This is a genomic window from Micromonospora sp. NPDC003241 (assembly GCF_053589795.1).
The window spans coordinates 13,823-31,576 of sequence record NZ_JBSFSO010000029.1 but is presented as its reverse complement, the minus strand read 5'-3'; the positions used below and the strand labels follow the sequence as shown (position 1 = coordinate 31,576).

At 73.6% G+C, this 17,754-nt stretch carries 13 protein-coding genes and 2 pseudogenes; 13 read left to right on the top strand and 2 right to left on the bottom strand.

Annotation, left to right across the window (positions count from 1 at the left end; translation table 11 throughout):
* Nucleotides 1-77: 77 nt before the first annotated feature.
* The 3 genes and pseudogenes from ACWDVW_RS21645 to ACWDVW_RS21635 form a co-directional block, all read left to right on the top strand.
* Nucleotides 78-804, top strand: a pseudogene (locus ACWDVW_RS21645) (ATP-dependent helicase); the annotation flags it as partial.
* A 143-nt stretch (nucleotides 805-947) separates the two neighbouring features.
* A pseudogene (locus ACWDVW_RS21640) lies at nucleotides 948-3,401 on the top strand (DEAD/DEAH box helicase); the annotation flags it as partial.
* Nucleotides 3,398-4,363, top strand: coding sequence for an SWIM zinc finger family protein (locus ACWDVW_RS21635; RefSeq protein WP_449951658.1), 966 nt, complete (start codon nucleotides 3,398-3,400; stop codon nucleotides 4,361-4,363). The pseudogene ACWDVW_RS21640 and the gene ACWDVW_RS21635, both read left to right, overlap by 4 nt.
* A gap of 12 nt (nucleotides 4,364-4,375) precedes the next feature.
* Here ACWDVW_RS21635 and ACWDVW_RS21630 read toward each other — a convergent pair whose 3' ends face one another.
* Nucleotides 4,376-4,633 carry a DUF3040 domain-containing protein gene (locus ACWDVW_RS21630; protein WP_131056949.1) on the bottom strand — a complete coding sequence of 86 codons (258 nt, stop codon included), beginning with the start codon at nucleotides 4,631-4,633 and terminating at the stop codon, nucleotides 4,376-4,378.
* Nucleotides 4,634-5,120: 487 nt separating this feature from the next.
* Between ACWDVW_RS21630 and ACWDVW_RS21625 the strand changes: the two genes are divergently transcribed.
* From ACWDVW_RS21625 to ACWDVW_RS21605, 5 genes are read left to right on the top strand one after another with little or no spacing between them, the layout of a single operon-like run.
* Nucleotides 5,121-7,190, top strand: coding sequence for a DUF1800 domain-containing protein (locus tag ACWDVW_RS21625; protein WP_449951655.1), 2,070 nt, complete (start codon nucleotides 5,121-5,123; stop codon nucleotides 7,188-7,190).
* Between the two features lie 8 nt (nucleotides 7,191-7,198).
* Nucleotides 7,199-8,578, top strand: coding sequence for a DUF1501 domain-containing protein (locus ACWDVW_RS21620; protein WP_449951652.1), 1,380 nt, complete (start codon nucleotides 7,199-7,201; stop codon nucleotides 8,576-8,578).
* Nucleotides 8,575-9,984, top strand: coding sequence for a ferredoxin reductase family protein (locus ACWDVW_RS21615; protein ID WP_449951649.1), 1,410 nt, complete (start codon nucleotides 8,575-8,577; stop codon nucleotides 9,982-9,984). The genes ACWDVW_RS21620 and ACWDVW_RS21615 overlap by 4 nt, the downstream gene beginning before the upstream one ends.
* Nucleotides 9,985-10,003: 19 nt before the next feature.
* Nucleotides 10,004-10,588 (top strand): FMN-binding protein, encoded by a 585-nt coding sequence (locus ACWDVW_RS21610; RefSeq protein ID WP_449951646.1) that lies wholly within the window; start codon nucleotides 10,004-10,006, stop codon nucleotides 10,586-10,588.
* 50 nt (nucleotides 10,589-10,638) lie between these two features.
* Complete coding sequence (locus ACWDVW_RS21605) at nucleotides 10,639-11,361, top strand: FAD:protein FMN transferase (protein WP_449951765.1); 723 nt, start codon at nucleotides 10,639-10,641, stop codon at nucleotides 11,359-11,361.
* A 316-nt stretch (nucleotides 11,362-11,677) separates the two neighbouring features.
* On the opposite strand, the gene ACWDVW_RS21600 is transcribed toward ACWDVW_RS21605, so the two are convergent.
* Nucleotides 11,678-12,349 carry a bifunctional DNA primase/polymerase gene (locus ACWDVW_RS21600; protein WP_350698483.1) on the bottom strand — a complete coding sequence of 224 codons (672 nt, stop codon included), beginning with the start codon at nucleotides 12,347-12,349 and terminating at the stop codon, nucleotides 11,678-11,680.
* A 251-nt stretch (nucleotides 12,350-12,600) separates the two neighbouring features.
* Here ACWDVW_RS21600 and ACWDVW_RS21595 point away from each other — a divergent pair, with 251 nt between their 5' ends.
* The 5 genes from ACWDVW_RS21595 to ACWDVW_RS21575 all read left to right on the top strand — a co-directional run bounded on the left by ACWDVW_RS21595 (nucleotide 12,601) and on the right by ACWDVW_RS21575 (nucleotide 17,656).
* Nucleotides 12,601-13,830 carry a helix-turn-helix domain-containing protein gene (locus tag ACWDVW_RS21595; protein WP_449951643.1) on the top strand — a complete coding sequence of 410 codons (1,230 nt, stop codon included), beginning with the start codon at nucleotides 12,601-12,603 and terminating at the stop codon, nucleotides 13,828-13,830.
* A gap of 13 nt (nucleotides 13,831-13,843) precedes the next feature.
* A complete protein-coding gene (locus ACWDVW_RS21590; protein ID WP_350698487.1) occupies nucleotides 13,844-14,416 on the top strand; it encodes a flavoprotein in 573 nt (190 codons plus the stop codon).
* 412 nt (nucleotides 14,417-14,828) lie between these two features.
* A complete protein-coding gene (locus ACWDVW_RS21585; protein WP_449951640.1) occupies nucleotides 14,829-15,716 on the top strand; it encodes a Nif3-like dinuclear metal center hexameric protein in 888 nt (295 codons plus the stop codon).
* Complete coding sequence (locus ACWDVW_RS21580) at nucleotides 15,713-16,450, top strand: zinc ribbon domain-containing protein (RefSeq protein WP_449951637.1); 738 nt, start codon at nucleotides 15,713-15,715, stop codon at nucleotides 16,448-16,450. The genes ACWDVW_RS21585 and ACWDVW_RS21580 overlap by 4 nt, the downstream gene beginning before the upstream one ends.
* Nucleotides 16,451-16,453: 3 nt before the next feature.
* Nucleotides 16,454-17,656: a bifunctional RNase H/acid phosphatase gene (locus tag ACWDVW_RS21575; RefSeq protein ID WP_449951635.1), complete on the top strand. Its 1,203-nt coding sequence runs from the start codon at nucleotides 16,454-16,456 to the stop codon at nucleotides 17,654-17,656.
* The last annotated feature ends 98 nt before the right edge of the window (nucleotides 17,657-17,754 follow it).

Below are 17,754 nucleotides of genomic sequence, written 5' to 3'. Positions count from 1 at the left end.
CGGTTGTTAGCAGGGGACCCCTCCTCTACCGGAGGCGTTAGCAGGGGTCCCCTCCTTACCCGACGAGGGGGCGTGGCGTGCTGGTCGTGCACGGGGTGTGGCTGCCTGGTCGCGGTCTCGCCGTCTGGGCCGAGGACAGCACCCGGGACCCGGAGACGCCGCGCCGACCGGGGCGGGCACCCCGGGAACGGCCGCACCCGTTCGCCGCCGACCACGCCGTGCTGACCGCCGTCCTGGGCGAGGCCGCCGAACCGGCCGACCTCGGCACCGCCTTGCTGAGCCTGCCCACCCGGGGCGGTGCGCCGGTGGACTCGCCGGAACTGGTCCGGACCACCGTCGTGGCACCGGCCCGGGGCCGGGTCACCCTGGCCGGTTGGCGGGTGCCCGTGCTGGCGTACGGCCCGGACGCCGCCCTGGTGCTGCTCCGCGGCCTCGACGGCGTGTCCGCCGTACCGGGTGCCGCCCTGCGACACCTGGCCGAGGTGGCCGCCTTCGCCGTCGACCTGGCCGGCCGGGGCCGGGTCCTGCCCGGCCTCGCCGCCCCACCGACCCCTCACCCGGCCTCCCCGGCCCGCGAGGCCCACCAGATCCACCACGCTCATCAGGCCCACCAGGCCCACCAGGCCCGACGGCGGTCCACTGCCCGGACCGGGTCGACGGCGGCCGGCGCTGGGCGGCCGGGAGACGGCGTACCCGCGCGTGCGGTGTGGCGTCCGCTGCTCACCGGCACCGACGCGGCCTGGGCGCGGTCGTTGGCGCTGGCCCTGCCGCCGGTCGCCCGCGCGGTGGTCGAGACGGACCTGCCCGCCCTGCCGGGGCCCGGCAGCGCCGTCGGTTCCCCGGCGCGCCGGACGAGCGGATCGGCGCGCACCGCCCGGCGCAAAAGTGAACAGGGGTCCCCTGCTCTACCTGAGGCGTTAACAGGGGGCCCTTCCTTACATCTGGGGGATGCGCTGGATGTGGTGACCGACGCGGCGGTGCGGGCAGCGCTGCCGGAGACCGCGCTGGCCAAGGGCGTACGCCCCGGCACGGCGGTGGCGTCCTGGCTCGGCGCGCTGACCGGGCCGCACCGTGAGTTCACCGCCGAGCCGGCGGCGCTGGACCTGCTCCGGTCCGAGTTGGACGCCTGGCAACGGGACGCCGCGGGCGGGACGGTACGGGCGAGCTTCCGGCTGGTGGAGCCGTCGACCGAGGAGGTGCCCGGCCCGGTGACGGTGGTACCGCTCGACCTGGACGCGGCGGTGGCGGACCCGGGCGGGTGGCGGGTGGAGTTCGGGTTGCGCGCGGCCGACGAGTCGGGTCTGCACGTCGACGCCGGTCAGGTGTGGCGTGGCGAGGGCGGCGCCGTCGCGGGTGCCCAGCCGCAGGAGACGTTGCTGGCCGAGCTGGGCCGGGCCAGCCGCCTCTGGCCGGAGCTGGACACGGCGCTGCGGACCGCCACCCCGGAGGCGCTGGAGCTGGACGCCGACGGGGCACACCGGTTCCTGCGCGAGGGCGCGCCGATGCTGCACGCCGCCGGGTTCACGGTGCTGCTGCCGTCGTGGTGGCAGCGGCCCGCGTCGCGGTTGGGCGCGCGGCTGCGCGCGGGCTCGCGGGCCGCGCCCGGCACGGTCAGCGGACCGACCGACCGGGTGGGGCTGGACGCCCTGGTCGACTACCGCTGGGAGGTGGCGCTCGGCGACCATCCGTTGACCGAGGAGGAGTTGGCCCGGCTGGTCGAGGTGAAGACTCCGCTGGTGCGGCTGCGCGGCCAGTGGGTCGAGCTGGATCCGAAGCGGCTCGCCGCCGGTCTGCGTCTGTTGCGGTCCACCGGCGAGCTGACCGTCGCCGACCTGCTGCGGCTCGGGCTCGCCGACGGTACGCAGCCGGACGCCCTGCCGGTGCTGGAGGTGACCGCCGACGGGGCGTTGGGTGACCTGCTCGCCGGGTCGGTGGAGCGTCGGCTCACGCCGCTGGACCCGCCGCCGTCGTTCCACGGCACGCTGCGGCCGTACCAGCGGCGGGGGCTGGCCTGGCTGGCGTTCCTCCAGTCGCTGGGGCTCGGCGGGGTGCTCGCCGACGACATGGGGCTGGGCAAGACGGTGCAGTTGCTGGCTCTGCTGGCCGGTGACCCGGCCGAGGCCGGGCCGACCCTGCTGGTCTGCCCGATGTCGCTGGTGGGCAACTGGCAGCGGGAGGCGGCCCGGTTCGCCCCGGAGTTGCGCGTGCACGTGCACCACGGCGCGCAGCGGGCGCGGGGTGACGACGTCGGTGCCGCCGTGCAGGAGGCGGACCTGGTGCTCACCACGTACTCGGTGGCGGCGCGGGACGCGGTGGACCTGGCCGGGGTGGACTGGCACCGGGTGGTGCTGGACGAGGCGCAGGCGATCAAGAACGCCGCCACCCGGCAGGCCGAGGCGGTGCGGTTGCTGCCCGCCCGGCACCGGCTGGCGGTCACCGGTACGCCGGTGGAGAACCGGCTCGCCGACCTCTGGTCCATCATGCAGTTCGCCAATCCGGGGCTGCTCGGCCCGGCCGCGACCTTCCGTAAGCGGTTCGCCGAGCCGATCGAGCGGCACGGCGACGCCGACACCGCCGAGCGGCTGCGCCGGATCACCGGCCCGTTCGTGTTGCGTCGACTCAAGACGGACGCGTCGATCATCTCGGACCTGCCGGAGAAGCTGGAGATGGAGGTCGTCTGCAACCTCACCGCCGAGCAGGCGGCGCTCTATCGGGTGGTGGTCGACGACATGATGGCCCGGATCGAGTCCTCCGACGGCATCGAGCGGCGGGGTCTGGTGCTGGCCACGATGACCCGGCTCAAGCAGGTCTGCAACCATCCGGCGCAGTTGCTGCGCGACGGTTCCCCGTTGGACGGACGCTCCGGCAAGCTGGCCCGGCTGGCGGAGATCCTGGACGAGGTCCTGGCGGCGGGGGAGAAGGCGCTGCTGTTCACCCAGTACGCCGAGTTCGGCGGGATGCTGCGCGGTCACCTGGCGGCCCGGTTCGGCCGGGAGGTGCTGTTCCTGCACGGCGGGGTCGGCAAGGCCGAGCGGGACGAGATGGTGGCCCGCTTCCAGTCCGACGACGGACCCGCCCTGTTCGTGCTCTCCCTCAAGGCCGGCGGGACGGGCCTGACGCTGACCGCCGCCAACCACGTGGTGCACGTCGACCGGTGGTGGAATCCGGCGGTCGAGGACCAGGCCACCGACCGGGCGTTCCGGATCGGGCAGCGTCGACGGGTCCAGGTCCGCAAGTTCGTCTGCGCCGGCACGGTGGAGGAGAAGGTCGCCGCGCTGATCGCCGAGAAGCGCGGCCTGGCCGCCTCGGTCGTCGGCACCGGCGAGCAGTGGATCACCGAGTTGTCCACCACCCAGTTGCGGGAGCTGTTCGCGTTGGAGGCCGGGGCGGTGGCCGAGTGACCGAGGGCAGGTTCGCCGACTACGGTCCGCCGCGTCGGGTCGACGGCGGGCTGCGCGCCCGCAGCACCCGGGGCGCCATCGGGGTGTCCTGGTGGTCGCGGCGGTTCCTGGAGGTGCTGGAGTCGTTCGCGCTCGGCACCCGGCTCACCCGAGGCCGGGCGTACGCACGGGCCGGCCAGGTGGTACGCCTCGACGTCCACCCCGGACGCGTGGACGCGGTGGTGCAGGGCTCACGACCACGGCCGTACCAGGTCCGGGTGGCGTTGCCGCCGTTCCCGGCCGACCTCTGGACCCGGATCGAGACGGCGTTGGCCGCCCAGGCGTTCTTCAGCGCCCGGCTGCTCGCCGGTGACCTGCCGGCCGAGCTGGAGGAGTTGCTCGCCACGCTCGGCGCACCGCTGTTCCCCGCTGCGGTGACCGACCTGGAACAGCACTGCTCCTGCCCGGACGCGGCGGTGCCCTGCAAACACCTCGCGGCCACGTTCTATCTGCTGGCCGAGGCGTTCGACGCGGACCCGTTCGCCCTGCTGCACTGGCGGGGCCGCAGCCGCGACGACCTGCTCGCCCGACTGCGCGAGCTACGCGGCACCCCGGCCGGGTCCGTCCACGTCGGCCCACCATCCGTGGCCACCGCCGCCGCCCCACAAGCAGGCACCCCGACAGCAGGCACCTCGACGGCAGACGGCCCGGCAGCGGACGGTGCTGCCGACCGGTCGTCCGGCGGCGACGTGGGTCTCCCGGCGGCCGGTGCGGCACGGGTCCTCACCGATCTGCCGGCCCCGCCGCTCGCCGAGACGGTCGACCGGTTCTGGTTGCCGCCGGTGCCGCTGCCGGACCGCCCGCCGAGCCTGGCGAGCCGGCCGGACCTGTTGTTGCGGCAACTCGGCGCACCCGCACCGGCGATCGGCGGGCCGGGTCTGGCCGAGCGTCTGCGCCAGGCGTACCGGCAGCTCGGCGAGTGAACGGACCGCCGGTCAGACCCAGCGGTGCCGGTACCGCCACATCAGGGCGGTGTTGACGACCAGCAGGACGGCGTACACCGCCCCGGCCAGTCGGCCGGCGAGTACGGTCGTGGCCGGCAGGGCCGCCCACAACACGATGGTCATCAACAGCAGCATCCGGCCGCGTCGCATCCGGGAGCGGTTGTCGAGCCGGGCGAAGAACGCCGGATCGCTCTCCCGGAGATTGCGGGTGATCTGCTCGAAACGGCGCTGGTCCTCTTTGCTGAGCATGTGCCTTCCCCTCACGCGTTCAGCAACGGCGCGGCGGAATACCCACTGCGGAGACGGCTCACGCTCTCCTGCTGGTCCTACTTTGGCCGGTCCGGTCGCCCGCACCGGCGGGAGCGCGGCGCAAGAGCGAAAGAACGGCGGCGGGAGCGCGTCCGGACGCCTGAGCGCCGCCTTAGTCCTGCCTTAAATCTGCCTGTGGGGTCGAACCGGTCCGACGTCGCCCGAGCAGGTGGGATTGTCACCTACGGTCGGTGGCTCGGGCCGTCCGTGCTGCTCGCGAGGTGCGTACCCGGGTGACCGGTGCGGTAGGCGACCTCCGTTCGCGTTGAGCGTTGCCTTAAGTCGCCCCGGGCGGGCGGGACGGCCTGTCTTGTCGGGTCACCTGCCGCTGACTACCTTGCCGGGGCAACCCCCTCCGGCAGCAGTCGTCGCACCTCACCACCCCCGCTCGGCCGTGAGCGCGACGCTGGGTAGAAACGGGAACGGTATGGCCGAACAGCATGTGCCACCCCGCCGCGACGAACGCGGACAGGACCCCCGCCCGTACCCCCGATCCCGCCAGCCCCACCCGCACCCCGAACCCCGGCCGCACCAGGTCGACCCGTACCCCCGACCCGGGCCGCACCCGGTCGACCCCTACGCCGCACCCCGGCAGCAGCACCAGGTCGACCCGTACGGCCATGACGGTCGCCCGCAGTGGATCGGGCCGGACGGGCACGGGGTGCCGCCGTTGCCGGTGGGCGGACCGCCCGATGCGGACGGTGACGACGACGGTGGTCGCCGGGTCGGCCGCCGTCGGGCTCTGGCCGCGCTGGGCGGTACCGCCGCCGTGGTCGCCGGTGGCGCGGCCCTGGCGATGACGCCGCAGGTGCGCGGCCTTTTCGGCGACGGCGCGGCGGTCGCCGGGGACGCCACCGGGACCACCACGACCGACGGTACGCCGGCCCGTCCCAGCGGACAGCGACCGAGTACGGTCCGCACCTACACCGAGCAGAACGAGAGCTACATGGGCTCCCGCGCCGGTGAGGTGCTGAAGAAGAACGCCCCCACCGGCGGTCGGGTCTACGCCGGCCCGGCGCAGGCCGCGGCGCAGACCAAGGTGACCGTCAAGACGGTGCTCAGCAAGGACCCGGCGACGCACCTGGCCCGCCGGTTGACCTTCGGGCCGACCGCCGCCGTGCTCGCCGAGATCAAGCAGCGCGGCATCGACGGCTGGGTGCGCTGGCAACTGGAGCCGGAGAAGATCGCCCCGACCCGGGCCGAACTCAAGCTCGCCGAACTGCCCACCCTCAACCTCTCGGTCAAGGAGCTGCGCGAGCAGCGGGACCAGCTCAACGAGCGGGGCGCCCAACCGGAGCGGGAGATGGTGGACGCCACCGTCGCCCGGCAGATCTGGTCGGATCGCCAACTGTTCGAGGTGATGGTCGACTTCTGGAACGACTTCCTGCACGTCGCCGCCGAGTTCGACGGCGGTGAGGTGTACCGCAACTCGTTCGACCGGGACGTAATCCGCAAGCACGCGCTGGGCAGCTACCCGCAGATGCTGCTGGCCGCCAACCGGCACCCGGCCCTGCTGCTCTATCTCAACCAGGTGGACTCCCGGGCGGACGCGGTCAACGAGAACCTGGCCCGGGAGAACCTGGAGTTGTACTCGGTCGGCGTCGACGGCGGCTACACCGAGGCCGACGTCCGCCAGGCCGCGCTGCTCCAGACCGGCCGGGGTGTCCAGGACGGCGCGTACGTCTTCCGCCCCGACCGCCACTACGTCGGCAAGGTCAAGATCCTCGGCTTCCGCCACGCCAACGACTCGGCGGACCCGAAGCGGGCCGAGGCGGCGATCGACGCGTACGTCACCCACATCGCGTTGCACCCGTCCACCGCGAAGTACGTGGCACAGAACCTGGCCGTCCGGTTCGTCTCGGACACCCCGCCGAAGTCCCTGGTGGACCGGTTGGCCAAGACCTACAGCGCGAACTACGGCCAGATCAAGCCGGTGCTGATGACGTTGTTCAGCTCCTCGGAGTTCTGGGCGGCGGTGGGGCAGAAGGTACGCCGCCCGCTGGAGTACCTGGTCGCCACGTACCGCACCCTCGGCGTCTCCCCGGACGCGGCACCGGACCACGACAACGGCGACAACCGCCGCACCCCGTACGCGCGCGGCCTGCGGCAGGTCTCCGACAAGCTGCGCGAGCTGGGCCACCACCCGATGGGTCAGCCCACCCCGGACGGCTACCCGGACGTCTACGTGGCGTGGACGTCGGCGGGCACGATGGTCAACGGCTGGAACGAGGCGAACGAGCTGCTCGCCGCCAACCGCACCGTGTTCACCCACACCCGACCGGAGAAGCTGGTGGCCGACCCGCCCACCACCGCCGGGGCGTACGTGGACGCGCTGGCCCGACGGCTGGTCCGGCAGAAGCTGTCCGACCGGGAACGGGCGCTGATCCTCGACGTGGCCGGGGTCTCCGCCGGCACGAGGGTCGACGCGAACTTCGACGGGGCGATCACCGCCGTCGCGCGGGCGATCCTCGCCTCTCCCCAGCACCACCTCCGCTGAGGCACCCGATGGAGGAGCCCGTGTACTCGTACCCCCTGCACCCGGAATGCCCCGACGTGCGGCGACTGGCCGACAACCCGGCCGAGGCCCTGCTACGGGCCGAGGCCGACGTGGTGGCCGCCGAGAACGCCGCCGAGGCGGACCGCTACCGGCGGCTGGAGGAGCTGGAGGAGGCCCAGCAGGACGGACGCGGGGTGACCCGGCGGACCTTCGTCGCCGGTGCCGCCGCCACCGCCACCGCGCTGGCCACCGCCCAGTTCGTGACCACCTCGGCGTCGTTCGCGGCCACCAAGACCGGCACGCTGGTGCACGTCTTCCTCTACGGCGGCCTGGACGGGCTCAGCCTGGTCGCGCCGAACGACGACCCGGTGCTCGACCGGGCCCGCCCGGACCTGCTGCTGCCCGACGACTCGCTGGCGCTGGGCCGGGGCTTCAAGCTGACCAGCGCGTTCCGGCCGCTGGAGCGGTGGCTGCGCGCCGGGCAGCTCGGTTTCGTCCCGGGCGTCTCCGACGAGCGGCTGTCCCGCAGCCATTTCCAGGCCGCCGACGCCTGCAACCTCGGTGGGCTGCCCGGCGAGACCGGCGGGCGGGGCTGGTTGGACAGCCTGGTCGACGCGCTCGGCAAGGGCACCGCGTTCCGCAGCGTCGGTGTCGGCAGCACGCTGCCCCGCTCGCTGGTGGGAAACAACGGGGCCATCTCGCTGAACAGCGTCGGCTCATTGCGCCTCGCCGGTGACGAGCGGTACCGGGAGGCCACCGAGAAGGCGATCCGGGGCCTGTTCACCGGCATCAACCACCCGGTCGAGGAGGCGGTGCGCTCCGGGCTCGGTGCGCTGGCCACCGCGCGCCGGCTCTCCGCCGAGCCGTACCGGCCGGCCGAAGGCGTGGAGTACCGGGGCGTCGGCTTCGCCTTCCAGCAGCTCGCGCAGCTCATCAAGGGCGGCGCGAACGTCCGGGTGGCCACCGTCGGCATGGGCGGGTACGACACCCACGAGAACCAGGGCACCCGTGACGGCGGGCAGCTCTATCGACGGCTCAACGAACTGGCCGCCGCGCTGGCCGCGTTCTTCACCGACCTGGGTGACGCCGCCGACGACGTGACCGTCATGGTGTCCAGCGAGTTCGGGCGGCGGGTCGCCTCCAACAGCGGCGGCACCGACCACGGGCACGGCGGGGTGGTGACCATCCTGTCCGGCCGCAGACTCGCCGGTCCGCTGCTCGGCACCTGGAACGGATTGAACGCACTCGACTCCGGAGACGTCCCCGAGTACAACAACATGTTCAACGTCTACGGCTCGGTGGCCCAGGGCCGGTTCGGGCTCACCAACGCGGAGGTGGACAAGATCTTCCCCCGGATGAAGTACGCCCCGATGAAGCTGTACGCGTGACCCATCACGCGTACGCCGACCGCCGGTCCGGGCCACCGCCCCGCGCCGACGGTCGTCCGCCCGCGCCGTCGCTGCCGGTGGCGGCCCGACGCGGGCCCGCCGGTCGGCGGCTGCTGACCGGCCTGTTCCTGGTCGGCCTGGTCGCCAGCGTGCTGCCCTGGTGGCTCGACACCCCGGCCGGCTCGCTCACCGACGCCACCGCGATGACCACCGCCGCCGGTCAGATCACCGGCCTGCTCGCCGGCTACCTGCTGCTGGTGCAGGTGCTGATGATGAGCCGGTTACCGGTGCTGGAACGGGTGGCCGGCGGCGAGCGGATCGCCGCCTGGCACCGGGACCTCGGGATCACCCTGCTGGTGGCGGTGCTCGCGCACACCGCCTTCGTCCTGGTCGGCTACGGCGGCCTGACCGGCCGCTCGCCGCTGGACCAGGCCGGGGTCATGCTGCGCGAGTACCAGGACATGGTCTCCGCGTTCGCCGCCGCCGGTCTGCTGGTGCTGGTCGGGCTGACCAGCGTCCGGGCGGTACGCCGGGCGTTGCCCTACGAGCTGTGGCACGCCACTCACCTGGCCGGGTACGCGGTGCTGCTGCTCGGCTTCGCGCACCAGTTCAGCAACGGCACCCAGTTGTTCCGCCCCGGCCCGGTCCGCACCGGCTGGATCGCCTGCTACGGGCTGGTGGTCGCCGCCCTGGTGTGGGGACGGCTGGTCGGGCCGATGGTGTTCAACCTGCGGCACCGGCTGCGGGTCGCCGACGTGGTGGCGGAGAGCCCGGACACCGTCTCGATCTATCTGACCGGCGCCCGGCTGGACCGGCTGGACCTGCTCGGCGGACAGTTCTTCCGCTGGCGTTTCCTGACCCGGGGCTGCTGGTGGCAGTCGCACCCGTTCTCGGTCTCCGCCGCCGCCAACGGCCGCTGGCTGCGGCTGACCGTCAAGGTGGTCGGCGCGTACACCCGGGACCTGCGTGACCTCGACCCCGGCGTACGGGTCTGGGCGGCGGGGCCGTCGGGCACCTTCACCGCCGCGCACCGGGTCCGCGAGCAGGCGCTGCTGATCGCCGGTGGCAGCGGCATCACCCCGCTGCGGGCGATGCTGGAGGAGTTGCCGCCCGGCGCGGCGCTGATCTATCGGGCCCGCACCCCGGCCGACGTGCTGCTGCACCGGGAACTGGACTGGCTGGCCCAGGCCCGGGGCGTGCGGATCTGGTACGTCGTCGGTTCCCGGAACGACCCCGGCCCGCGTCAGGTGATGTCGCCGGACGGGTTGCGCCGGCTGGTGCCGGACGTGGCCCGCCGCGACGTCTACCTCTGCGGCCCGCCCGGCCTGGTCGAGCAGAGCCGACGGCTGCTGCGCCGGGTCGGCGTGCCCCGCCGCCAGATCCACGTCGGCACCTTCGAGCTCTAGGCAGAGGAGTACCGCCCCGATGCGTCGCGCGCTGTTCGCGATCACCGGCCTGGCCGCCAGCACCACCGCGATGGTGGTGCTCAAGGCCGCCCCGGGCACCGGCCAGGTCGCCCTGGAGCCACCGCCCGGCACGGCACCGACCACGGACGGGACCCCGCCGCAGGTCGACGTCGAGTCGGCGGCGCCGAGCCGTGAACCCCGCGCCTCCCGGTCACCGAAGCCCGCACGCAGCACCGAGGCCCCGGCGAGGCGTACCGACCCGTCCGACGCCGCCCGGACCCCCTCGGCCCCCCGCACCACCACCGCCGCCCCACGGCCCACCACCCGGACCGTCAGCGGGCCGGTGGTCGGCAACGAGTTCGGCAACGTGCAGGTCCGCATCACCGTCGACGGCAGCCGCATCGTCGACGCCACGGCGCTGGAACTGCCGGAACGGACCGCCCAGTCCGAGCACCGCAGCGACCTGGTCGACAGCCGGTACAGCGGCGTCGCGGGGCTGGTGGTCGCGCGGCAGAGCGCCGACCTGGACACCGTCTCCGGGGCGACCGCGACGAGCGAGTCCTACCGCCAGTCCCTCCAGGCCGCGATCGACCGGGCCCGCTGATGGCCGCCGGCACCGCGACCCGCCCCGGCCTGCGCCGGGTCGAGCACGTGATGGGTACGCCGATCAGCCTGGACATCGCCGACGACCTGCCCGCCGCCGAGCTGACCCGGCTCGCCGACGAGGTGTTCGGCTGGCTGCGCGAGGTGGACGCGCGGTTCAGCACCTACCTCCCGGACAGCGAGGTGTGCCGCTTCGAGCGGGGTGAGCTGCTGCTCTCCGAGGCGTCGGCGGACCTGCGGCGGGTGCTGGAACGCTGCGCCGACCTGTGGGGCGACACCGACGGCTTCTTCGACGCGTACGCCACCGGCGGGCTCGACCCGTCCGGGTACGTCAAGGGCTGGGCCGCCCAGGTGGCCTCGGACCGGCTGCTCGCCGCCGGTGCGGTGAACCACTGCGTGAACGCCGGTGGGGACGTGCGGGTACGCGGTCGCTCGTCGACCGGGCGACCGTGGCGGATCGGGGTGCGGCACCCGTGGGACCCGTCGGCGGTCTGCCTGGTGCTGGCCGGCACCGACCTGGCGGTGGCCACCTCCGGGGTCTACGAACGCGGTCACCACGTGCGCGACCCCCGGCGGGGCGCACCGGCGAAGGGCCTGCGGTCCGTGACCGTGGTCGGACACGACCTGGGGCTGGCCGACGCGTACTCGACCGCCGCGCTGGCCATGGGGGTGACCGGCATCGGCTGGGTGGACCGGTTGCCGGGGCACCGGCACGCGGTGGTCACCGAGGACGCCCGCTGCCTGCGCTCCACCGACCTGCCGTTGGCCGACTGACCGGTGGGACGGGCGATCAGGGCCAGCGGGCCGGTCGGTGCAGGATCGCCGGCCGGGAGCCGAGCGGCCGGGGACGTCCGGGACGCGAGCCCGGTGGTCGGGTGGCCGCCCAGCGGCGTCCGGGCCGGTGCCGGCGAGGCGGTTCGGCCCCGCCCTGGTGCTGCTCCGTGTGGTCGGTGGACATCGGATCCCCGCTCCCGGCGCGGGCGCGCCGTCGTGGTGCTCAACGAGCAATTCCCGTCGGGCGTCGCTGTCGGGTACCCCACCGAGTCGCCAGGCGCGGCTGAGTCACCCCGTCGAGGCAGCGCCGGGCGGCTCAGCGACCGCGCCGGGGCAGCGGCAGGTGGCCCGGGACCAGCGCGGAGGTCAGCGTGACGCCGGTGGCCCGCAACTCGTCAACGAGCGTGTTCTGCACCAGGTACGAGTCGGGGAGCTGCCAGCGGGCCTGCTCCGGCGCGACCGCCCAGCGGACCGGCCCCTCGGGCAGCCGGGTGGGTGGTGCCGGCACCCACGATCCGGGCCCGTGCCGCACCACGTGGAAGCAGTGCTCCAGCTCGGGACGCAGCGGGTCACCGGGGCGGACCAGGAACATCCAGCGTCCGATCGGGGTGACCAGCACCGGTCCGCGTACGCCGGGACCGACCGGGTGCGACCGGACCGCGTCGAGCACCCGTCGACCCAGGTGGGCGGCGACCTCCAGCACGTCGAACGCGCGGCCGGTGGGCAGCAGGATGCCGTGCGGGCGGGACCGCCACCAGGTGGCCACCCGGGCCGGGTCGGCGCTGGCCGCGTGCTCCCAGTCCTCCAACGCGGGGTGGCAGCCGACCGTCGGGCAGCCGGCCCGGCCGCAGACGAAGCGGCTGCGCGCCAGGCAGGCGCCGGGGGTCACCTCCCAGCCGTGCAGCGCGTACCGCACCGCGACGCGGCGCAGCCGGACCCGCTCCAACGGCGACAGTCGTGCCACGCTCGGTGCGACATTCCCCCACATTGGTGCTATCTCCCCTCGCCGGGCCGACCGGCACCAGCACATACGTCGAACAGCGTCACTGCCGTGGTCTGCGATCGTTTATTTGACAAAGTGGCCGATGCAACTTGCACGAAAAGTACGAGGATCGGCCGTACGGCTGACGCACAAGCAGTGCGACCAGCGAAAACCTGACGTACGGACGGATGGCCGCACCTGCGGATCAGCCCCCGGCTCCTGGCCAGGGCTCCAGCAGCAAGGGGAGGACTGGCGACATGGACGAACTGCCCATCGGGCGGCGGGTGGCCTACTGGCGTGGGCGGCGCAAGATGTCGCAACAGGTCTTCGCCGACCGACTGGGCAAGTCCAAGAGCTGGGTCGACAAGATCGAGCGCGGAGTGCGGCGGCTGGACAAGTTCTCCGTGCTCTACGAGATCGCCGACATCCTCCAGATCGACGTGCAACTGCTGCTCGGCAAGGACCCGGAGCGGCGTACCGACACGATGAACTGCATCGACCAGGTCGAGGTCGAGGAGATCCGGGCCGCCCTGGAACGGTACGACTCGATCAGCGCCTACTTCGACGCGAAGCCGGACCCGCCGCCGCTCGCCGACATGGGCAAGGCCGTCACCCACGCCTGGCTCACCTACCAGTACGGCCGCTACGGCATGCTGACCCGGGCGCTGCCGAAGCTGCTGCGCGACGCCCAGGCGGCCGACGCCGCGTACGGCGGTGAACAGGCCCGACGCGCCGCGAACCTGCTCGGGCAGGTCTATCAGATCGCCTCCTCGGTGCTGCGCAAGCTGGGGGAGTGCGACCTGTCCTGGCTGGCCGCCGACCGCTCCATCGCGGTCGCCCAACGCGCCGACGACCAACTGCTCGCCGGGATCGCCACCACCCGGGTCTGCAACGCCCTGCTCGCCATGGGGCGTCCCCGCTCCGCGCTGGAACTCAACGTCCGCATCGCCGACCGGATCGCGCCGGGCGGCGGCAACGACAGCAAGGCCGAGCGAGTCTCGGTCTACGGGATGCTGCTGTTGCAGGGCGCGATGGCCGCGGCGCGTACCGGCGACACCTCCACCTGCGCGGACCTGCTCGCCGGCGCCCGCGACGCCGCTCTCGAACTCGGCAGCGACCAGAACCACTACTGGACGTCGTTCGGGCCGACCAACGTCGAGCTGCACCGGGCGGCGGCCGCCGTCGAGCTGGGCGACGGCGGGCGGGCCGTCGAGATCCACCGCACCAGGATCGTCAACCTGCCGTTCGACGCCATGCTGCCCGAACGCCGCGCCCATCACCTGCTCGACCAGGCCCGCGCCTACAACCAGATGGGCGACATGGCCAACGCCGGGGAGATGCTGCTGCGCGGTGACCGGCTGGCGGCGTCGGAGATCCGCTGCCGGCCGATCGCCCACGAGGTCATGTCCGAGGTCCTGCGTCGCACACGGGGTGCGCCGCCTTCTCCGATCGCGGAGTTGGCTGAGCACATGGGAGTAGGAGTATGAACTCGGAGCCGGCATGACCGGTTCGCACCGCCACGACGGGCACCAAGAGGTGCTGTACATCATCGCCTGCGGTTCGCCGTTGGCCCGAGACGTGGGCCGGCTCGTCGAGCTGGCCCAACAGGACGGCTGGGACGTCTGCGTGATCACCACGCCGGACGGCGCCAAGTTCGTCGACCGCACCTCGCTGGCCCGCCAGACCGGCCACCCGGTGCGTACGCACTACAAGAACCCGGGGGACCCGGACGTACTGCCGTCGGCCGACGCCATCATCGTCTGCCCGGCCACCGTCAACACGGTCAACAAGTGGGTGGCCGGCATCGCCGACACCCTCGCCCTCGGGTTGCTGGTGGAGGCACAGGGACGGGGCGTACCACTGGTCGCCGTGCCGTACACCAACGCGGCGATGGCCGCCCACCCGGCCTTCCGCACCGGGATCGCCCGACTGGCGGAGTGGGGGGTGACCGTGCTCTTCGGCGACGACGTCTTCCCCCTGCACCCGCCCGGGACCGGAGAACGCCATCAGCACACCTTCCCCTGGGCGCTGCCGCTGACCGCCCTGCGCGACCAGCTCTGCCGGACCGGGTGAACCCCGAGCGGCACGCCGGATGAACGCCGAGCGGCACGCCGGGTGGGACTGGTGAAAGGAAGGGCACCTTATTAACGCCTCCGGTAGAACAGGGGTCCCCTGCAATCACCCCGACACACCGGATGCCGCAATCCACAGCCCGGGCCGTGGCCACCGCCACGGCCCGGGCCCCGTCTCCCACCACCCCCCGCCGGAAGCCCGCCCGTCGGGAGCGTGCAGTCGGGAACGTGCCGACGCCGGGAGCACGCCCGCCGGGAGCGCCCACGCCGGGAACTGCACGCCGCGAGCGCCGAGGCCGAGAGCACGCCCGTCGGGAGCGTCGAGGCCGGTGGCGACTGTGGGGCGGGTGAGATGTCCGGGGTCGGCCGGGTGACGTCCCGGAGTGCCGCCGACGCCGGTAAGCTGGCGCGCCGTGAGCACAACCGCAGCCGTGCCGACCGTCGCCGACGTCGTGGCCGAGCTGGAGCGGCGCTATCCGCCCGCCTGGGCCGAGGAGTGGGACAAGGTCGGGCTGGTGCTCGGCGAGCCCGGTGCCCCGGTCCGCCGGATCCTCTGCGTCGTCGACGTGGTCCCGGAGACCGTCGCCGAGGCGCTCGCCGCCCGCGCCGACATGATCATCGCGCACCACCCGCTGCTGCTGCGCGGCGTCTCGTCGGTGGCACCGACCACGTACAAGGGCCGGATCATCCACCAACTGATCAAGGCTGACGTCGCGCTCTACGTCGCCCACACCAACGCCGACGTCGCCGTACCCGGGGTCTCCGACGCCCTCGCCGACCGGCTCGGCCTGACCGACCTGCGTCCGCTGGTGCCGTCCCGGCCGGGTACGCCCGCCGCCGGTGAGGGCCGGGGGGCCGGGCGCATCGGCGAGCTGCCGCAGCCGCTGACCCTGGCCGAGCTGGCCCGGCACGCCGCCGCCGTGCTGCCTCCCACCGCCATCGGCGTACGCGCCGCAGGCGACCCGGACCGCACGGTGCGTACGCTGGCAGTCTGCGGCGGCGCGGGGGACAGTTTCCTGGCCGACGCGACCGCCGCCGGGGTGGACGCGTACCTCACCGCAGACCTGCGTCACCACCCGACCGGCGAACACCTCGCCACCGGTGGACCGGCGCTGCTCGACGCCACCCACTGGGCCACCGAACGGCCCTGGCTCGACGACCTGGCCACCGGGTTGCGCGCCACGATGCCCGACGTCGAGACCCTGGTGTCCGACCTGGACACCGACCCGTGGACCGTACACGCCGCCTCACCCGCCGCTCCGGAGCGATCCGCAGCGGACGACAAGGAGCCCCGACCGTGAAGGCTGACCCCCAGGTCCAGCGCCGCCTGCTCGACCTCCAGGCGATCGACACCGCCCTCGCCCAGCTCGCCCACCGCCGCCGGGCGCTGCCCGAGCGCGCCGAACTGGAGGCCCTCGCCCGGGAGTTGTCGTCGCTGGAGGACGAGCGGGTCCGCGCCCAGGTGGCCGTGGACGACCTGGACCGGGACATCGCCCGCCTGGAGAAGGACGTCGACCAGGTCCGCGCGCGCAAGAAGAAGGACGAGGACCGCCTCGCCGCCGGTGGCGGTCCGGCCCGCGAGCTGGAGGCGCTCCAGCACGAGCTGGTCTCGTTGAACCGCCGGCAGAGCGACCTGGAGGACGCCGAGCTGGAGCTGATGGAGCAGCGGGAGACCGCCCAGTCGACGCTCGACGGGGTGGAGCAGCGGCTGGCCGAGGTGCGTGAGCGGCGGGCCGCCACCGAGCAGCGCCGCGACGAGGCTCTGGCCGAGATCGGCCGCGAGGAGGAGTTCAAGCGCTCCGCCCGGCAGCCGCTCGCCGGTGACCTCCCCGCCGACCTGGTGCAGCTCTACGACAAGATCCGCACCGACACCGGGCTGGGTGCCGCGCTGCTGACCGCCGGCCGCTGCGGCGGGTGCCGGCTGGACCTCTCCGGCGCCGACCTGGCCCGGATCCGCAAGACCGACCCCGACGAGGTGGTCCGCTGCGAGGACTGCCGCCGGATCATGGTCCGCACCAACGAGTCCGGGCTGTAGCCGGTGGCACCGCGTACCGTGCTGGTCGAGGCCGACGGCGGCTCCCGGGGCAACCCCGGCCCGGCCGGCTACGGCGCGGTCGTCCGTGACCAGGCGACCGGCGAGGTGCTGGCCGAGTGCAGCGAGTCGATCGGCACCGCCACCAACAACGTCGCCGAGTACCAGGGCATGATCGCCGGTCTGACCGCCGCCGCCGAACTGGGCGCCCGCGAGGTCGAGATCCGGATGGACTCCAAGCTGGTCGTCGAGCAGATGTCCGGCCGCTGGCAGATCAAGCATCCCGGGCTGCGTCCACTCGCCGCCCAGGCCGCCCAGATCGTCAGCCGGTTCGACGCGGTCCGCTTCACCTGGATCCCCCGGGACCGCAACACCCACGCCGACCGGCTGGCCAACGCCGCCATGGACGCCGCCGCCACGTCGGGCACCGCCACTCCGACCGTCACGCCACCGCGTACCGTCGAGTCACCGCGCCGCCTCGGCGGCCCGGAACCGGCCGGCGGCGGCGCGACCCGGGTCGCCGCCCGCGCCGAGTCGCCCGGCACCGACCCGAGCAGCGCCCCGGTCTCCTGGGAGCCGCGCCCCAGCTTCACCGCCACCCGGCTGATCCTGGTCCGGCACGGCGAGACCGAGTACACCGAACAGGGCCGCTACTCCGGACGCGGCGACATCCCGCTCTCCGCGAAGGGCAAGGACCAGGTGCGGGCCACCGCCGCCCGGGTCGCCGCGCTCGCCCCCGACACCGCCGCCGTGGTCAGCTCACCGCTGTCCCGGTGTACGGCGACCGCCGAGGCCATCGCCGCCGCGATCGGCGACATCCCGGTACGCCGTGACGACGAGTTGATCGAGTGCGACTTCGGTGCCTGGGAGGGCCGGACCTTCGCCGAGGTACGCGAAGGATGGGCCGGTGAACTCGACGCCTGGCTTTCCTCGCCCCGGATCGCCCCACCCGACGGCGAGTCCTTCGACGAGGTCGCCCAACGCTGCACGCGGGTGGTGGAGCGACTGCTCGCCGCGTACCCCGGTCAGACCGTGGTCGTGGTCTCGCACGTCTCGCCGATCAAGCTGATGCTGCGCGACGCCCTCGCCGCCACCGACGCCTTCCTGCACCGCCTCTTCCTCGACGCCGCCGGCATCTCCATCCTCGACCGCTGGCCCGACGGCGGCATAGCCGTCCGCTCCGTCAACGAAACCCCCTACCTGCCCTGACCCCGCCTCCCCTGGTTGATGACGGTGGGCGGCGGACCTGCGCGGTCGGCCCGCGGGGTTGATCAAGAGCTTTTGGTCACCGTTCGTCGGTGAATCAC

What these genes read in the sequence shown, in the direction of transcription:
- ACWDVW_RS21610 (WP_449951646.1), top strand. Translation starts at nt 10,004, where the DNA reads ATGCGTCGCGCGCTGTTCGCGATCACCGGCCTGGCCGCCAGCACCACC.
- ACWDVW_RS21630 (WP_131056949.1), bottom strand. Translation starts at nt 4,633, where the DNA reads ATGCTCAGCAAAGAGGACCAGCGCCGTTTCGAGCAGATCACCCGCAAT.
- ACWDVW_RS21600 (WP_350698483.1), bottom strand. Translation starts at nt 12,349, where the DNA reads ATGTGGGGGAATGTCGCACCGAGCGTGGCACGACTGTCGCCGTTGGAG.
- ACWDVW_RS21590 (WP_350698487.1), top strand. Translation starts at nt 13,844, where the DNA reads ATGACCGGTTCGCACCGCCACGACGGGCACCAAGAGGTGCTGTACATC.
- ACWDVW_RS21595 (WP_449951643.1), top strand. Translation starts at nt 12,601, where the DNA reads ATGGACGAACTGCCCATCGGGCGGCGGGTGGCCTACTGGCGTGGGCGG.
- ACWDVW_RS21625 (WP_449951655.1), top strand. Translation starts at nt 5,121, where the DNA reads ATGGCCGAACAGCATGTGCCACCCCGCCGCGACGAACGCGGACAGGAC.
- ACWDVW_RS21620 (WP_449951652.1), top strand. Translation starts at nt 7,199, where the DNA reads ATGGAGGAGCCCGTGTACTCGTACCCCCTGCACCCGGAATGCCCCGAC.
- ACWDVW_RS21605 (WP_449951765.1), top strand. Translation starts at nt 10,639, where the DNA reads ATGGGTACGCCGATCAGCCTGGACATCGCCGACGACCTGCCCGCCGCC.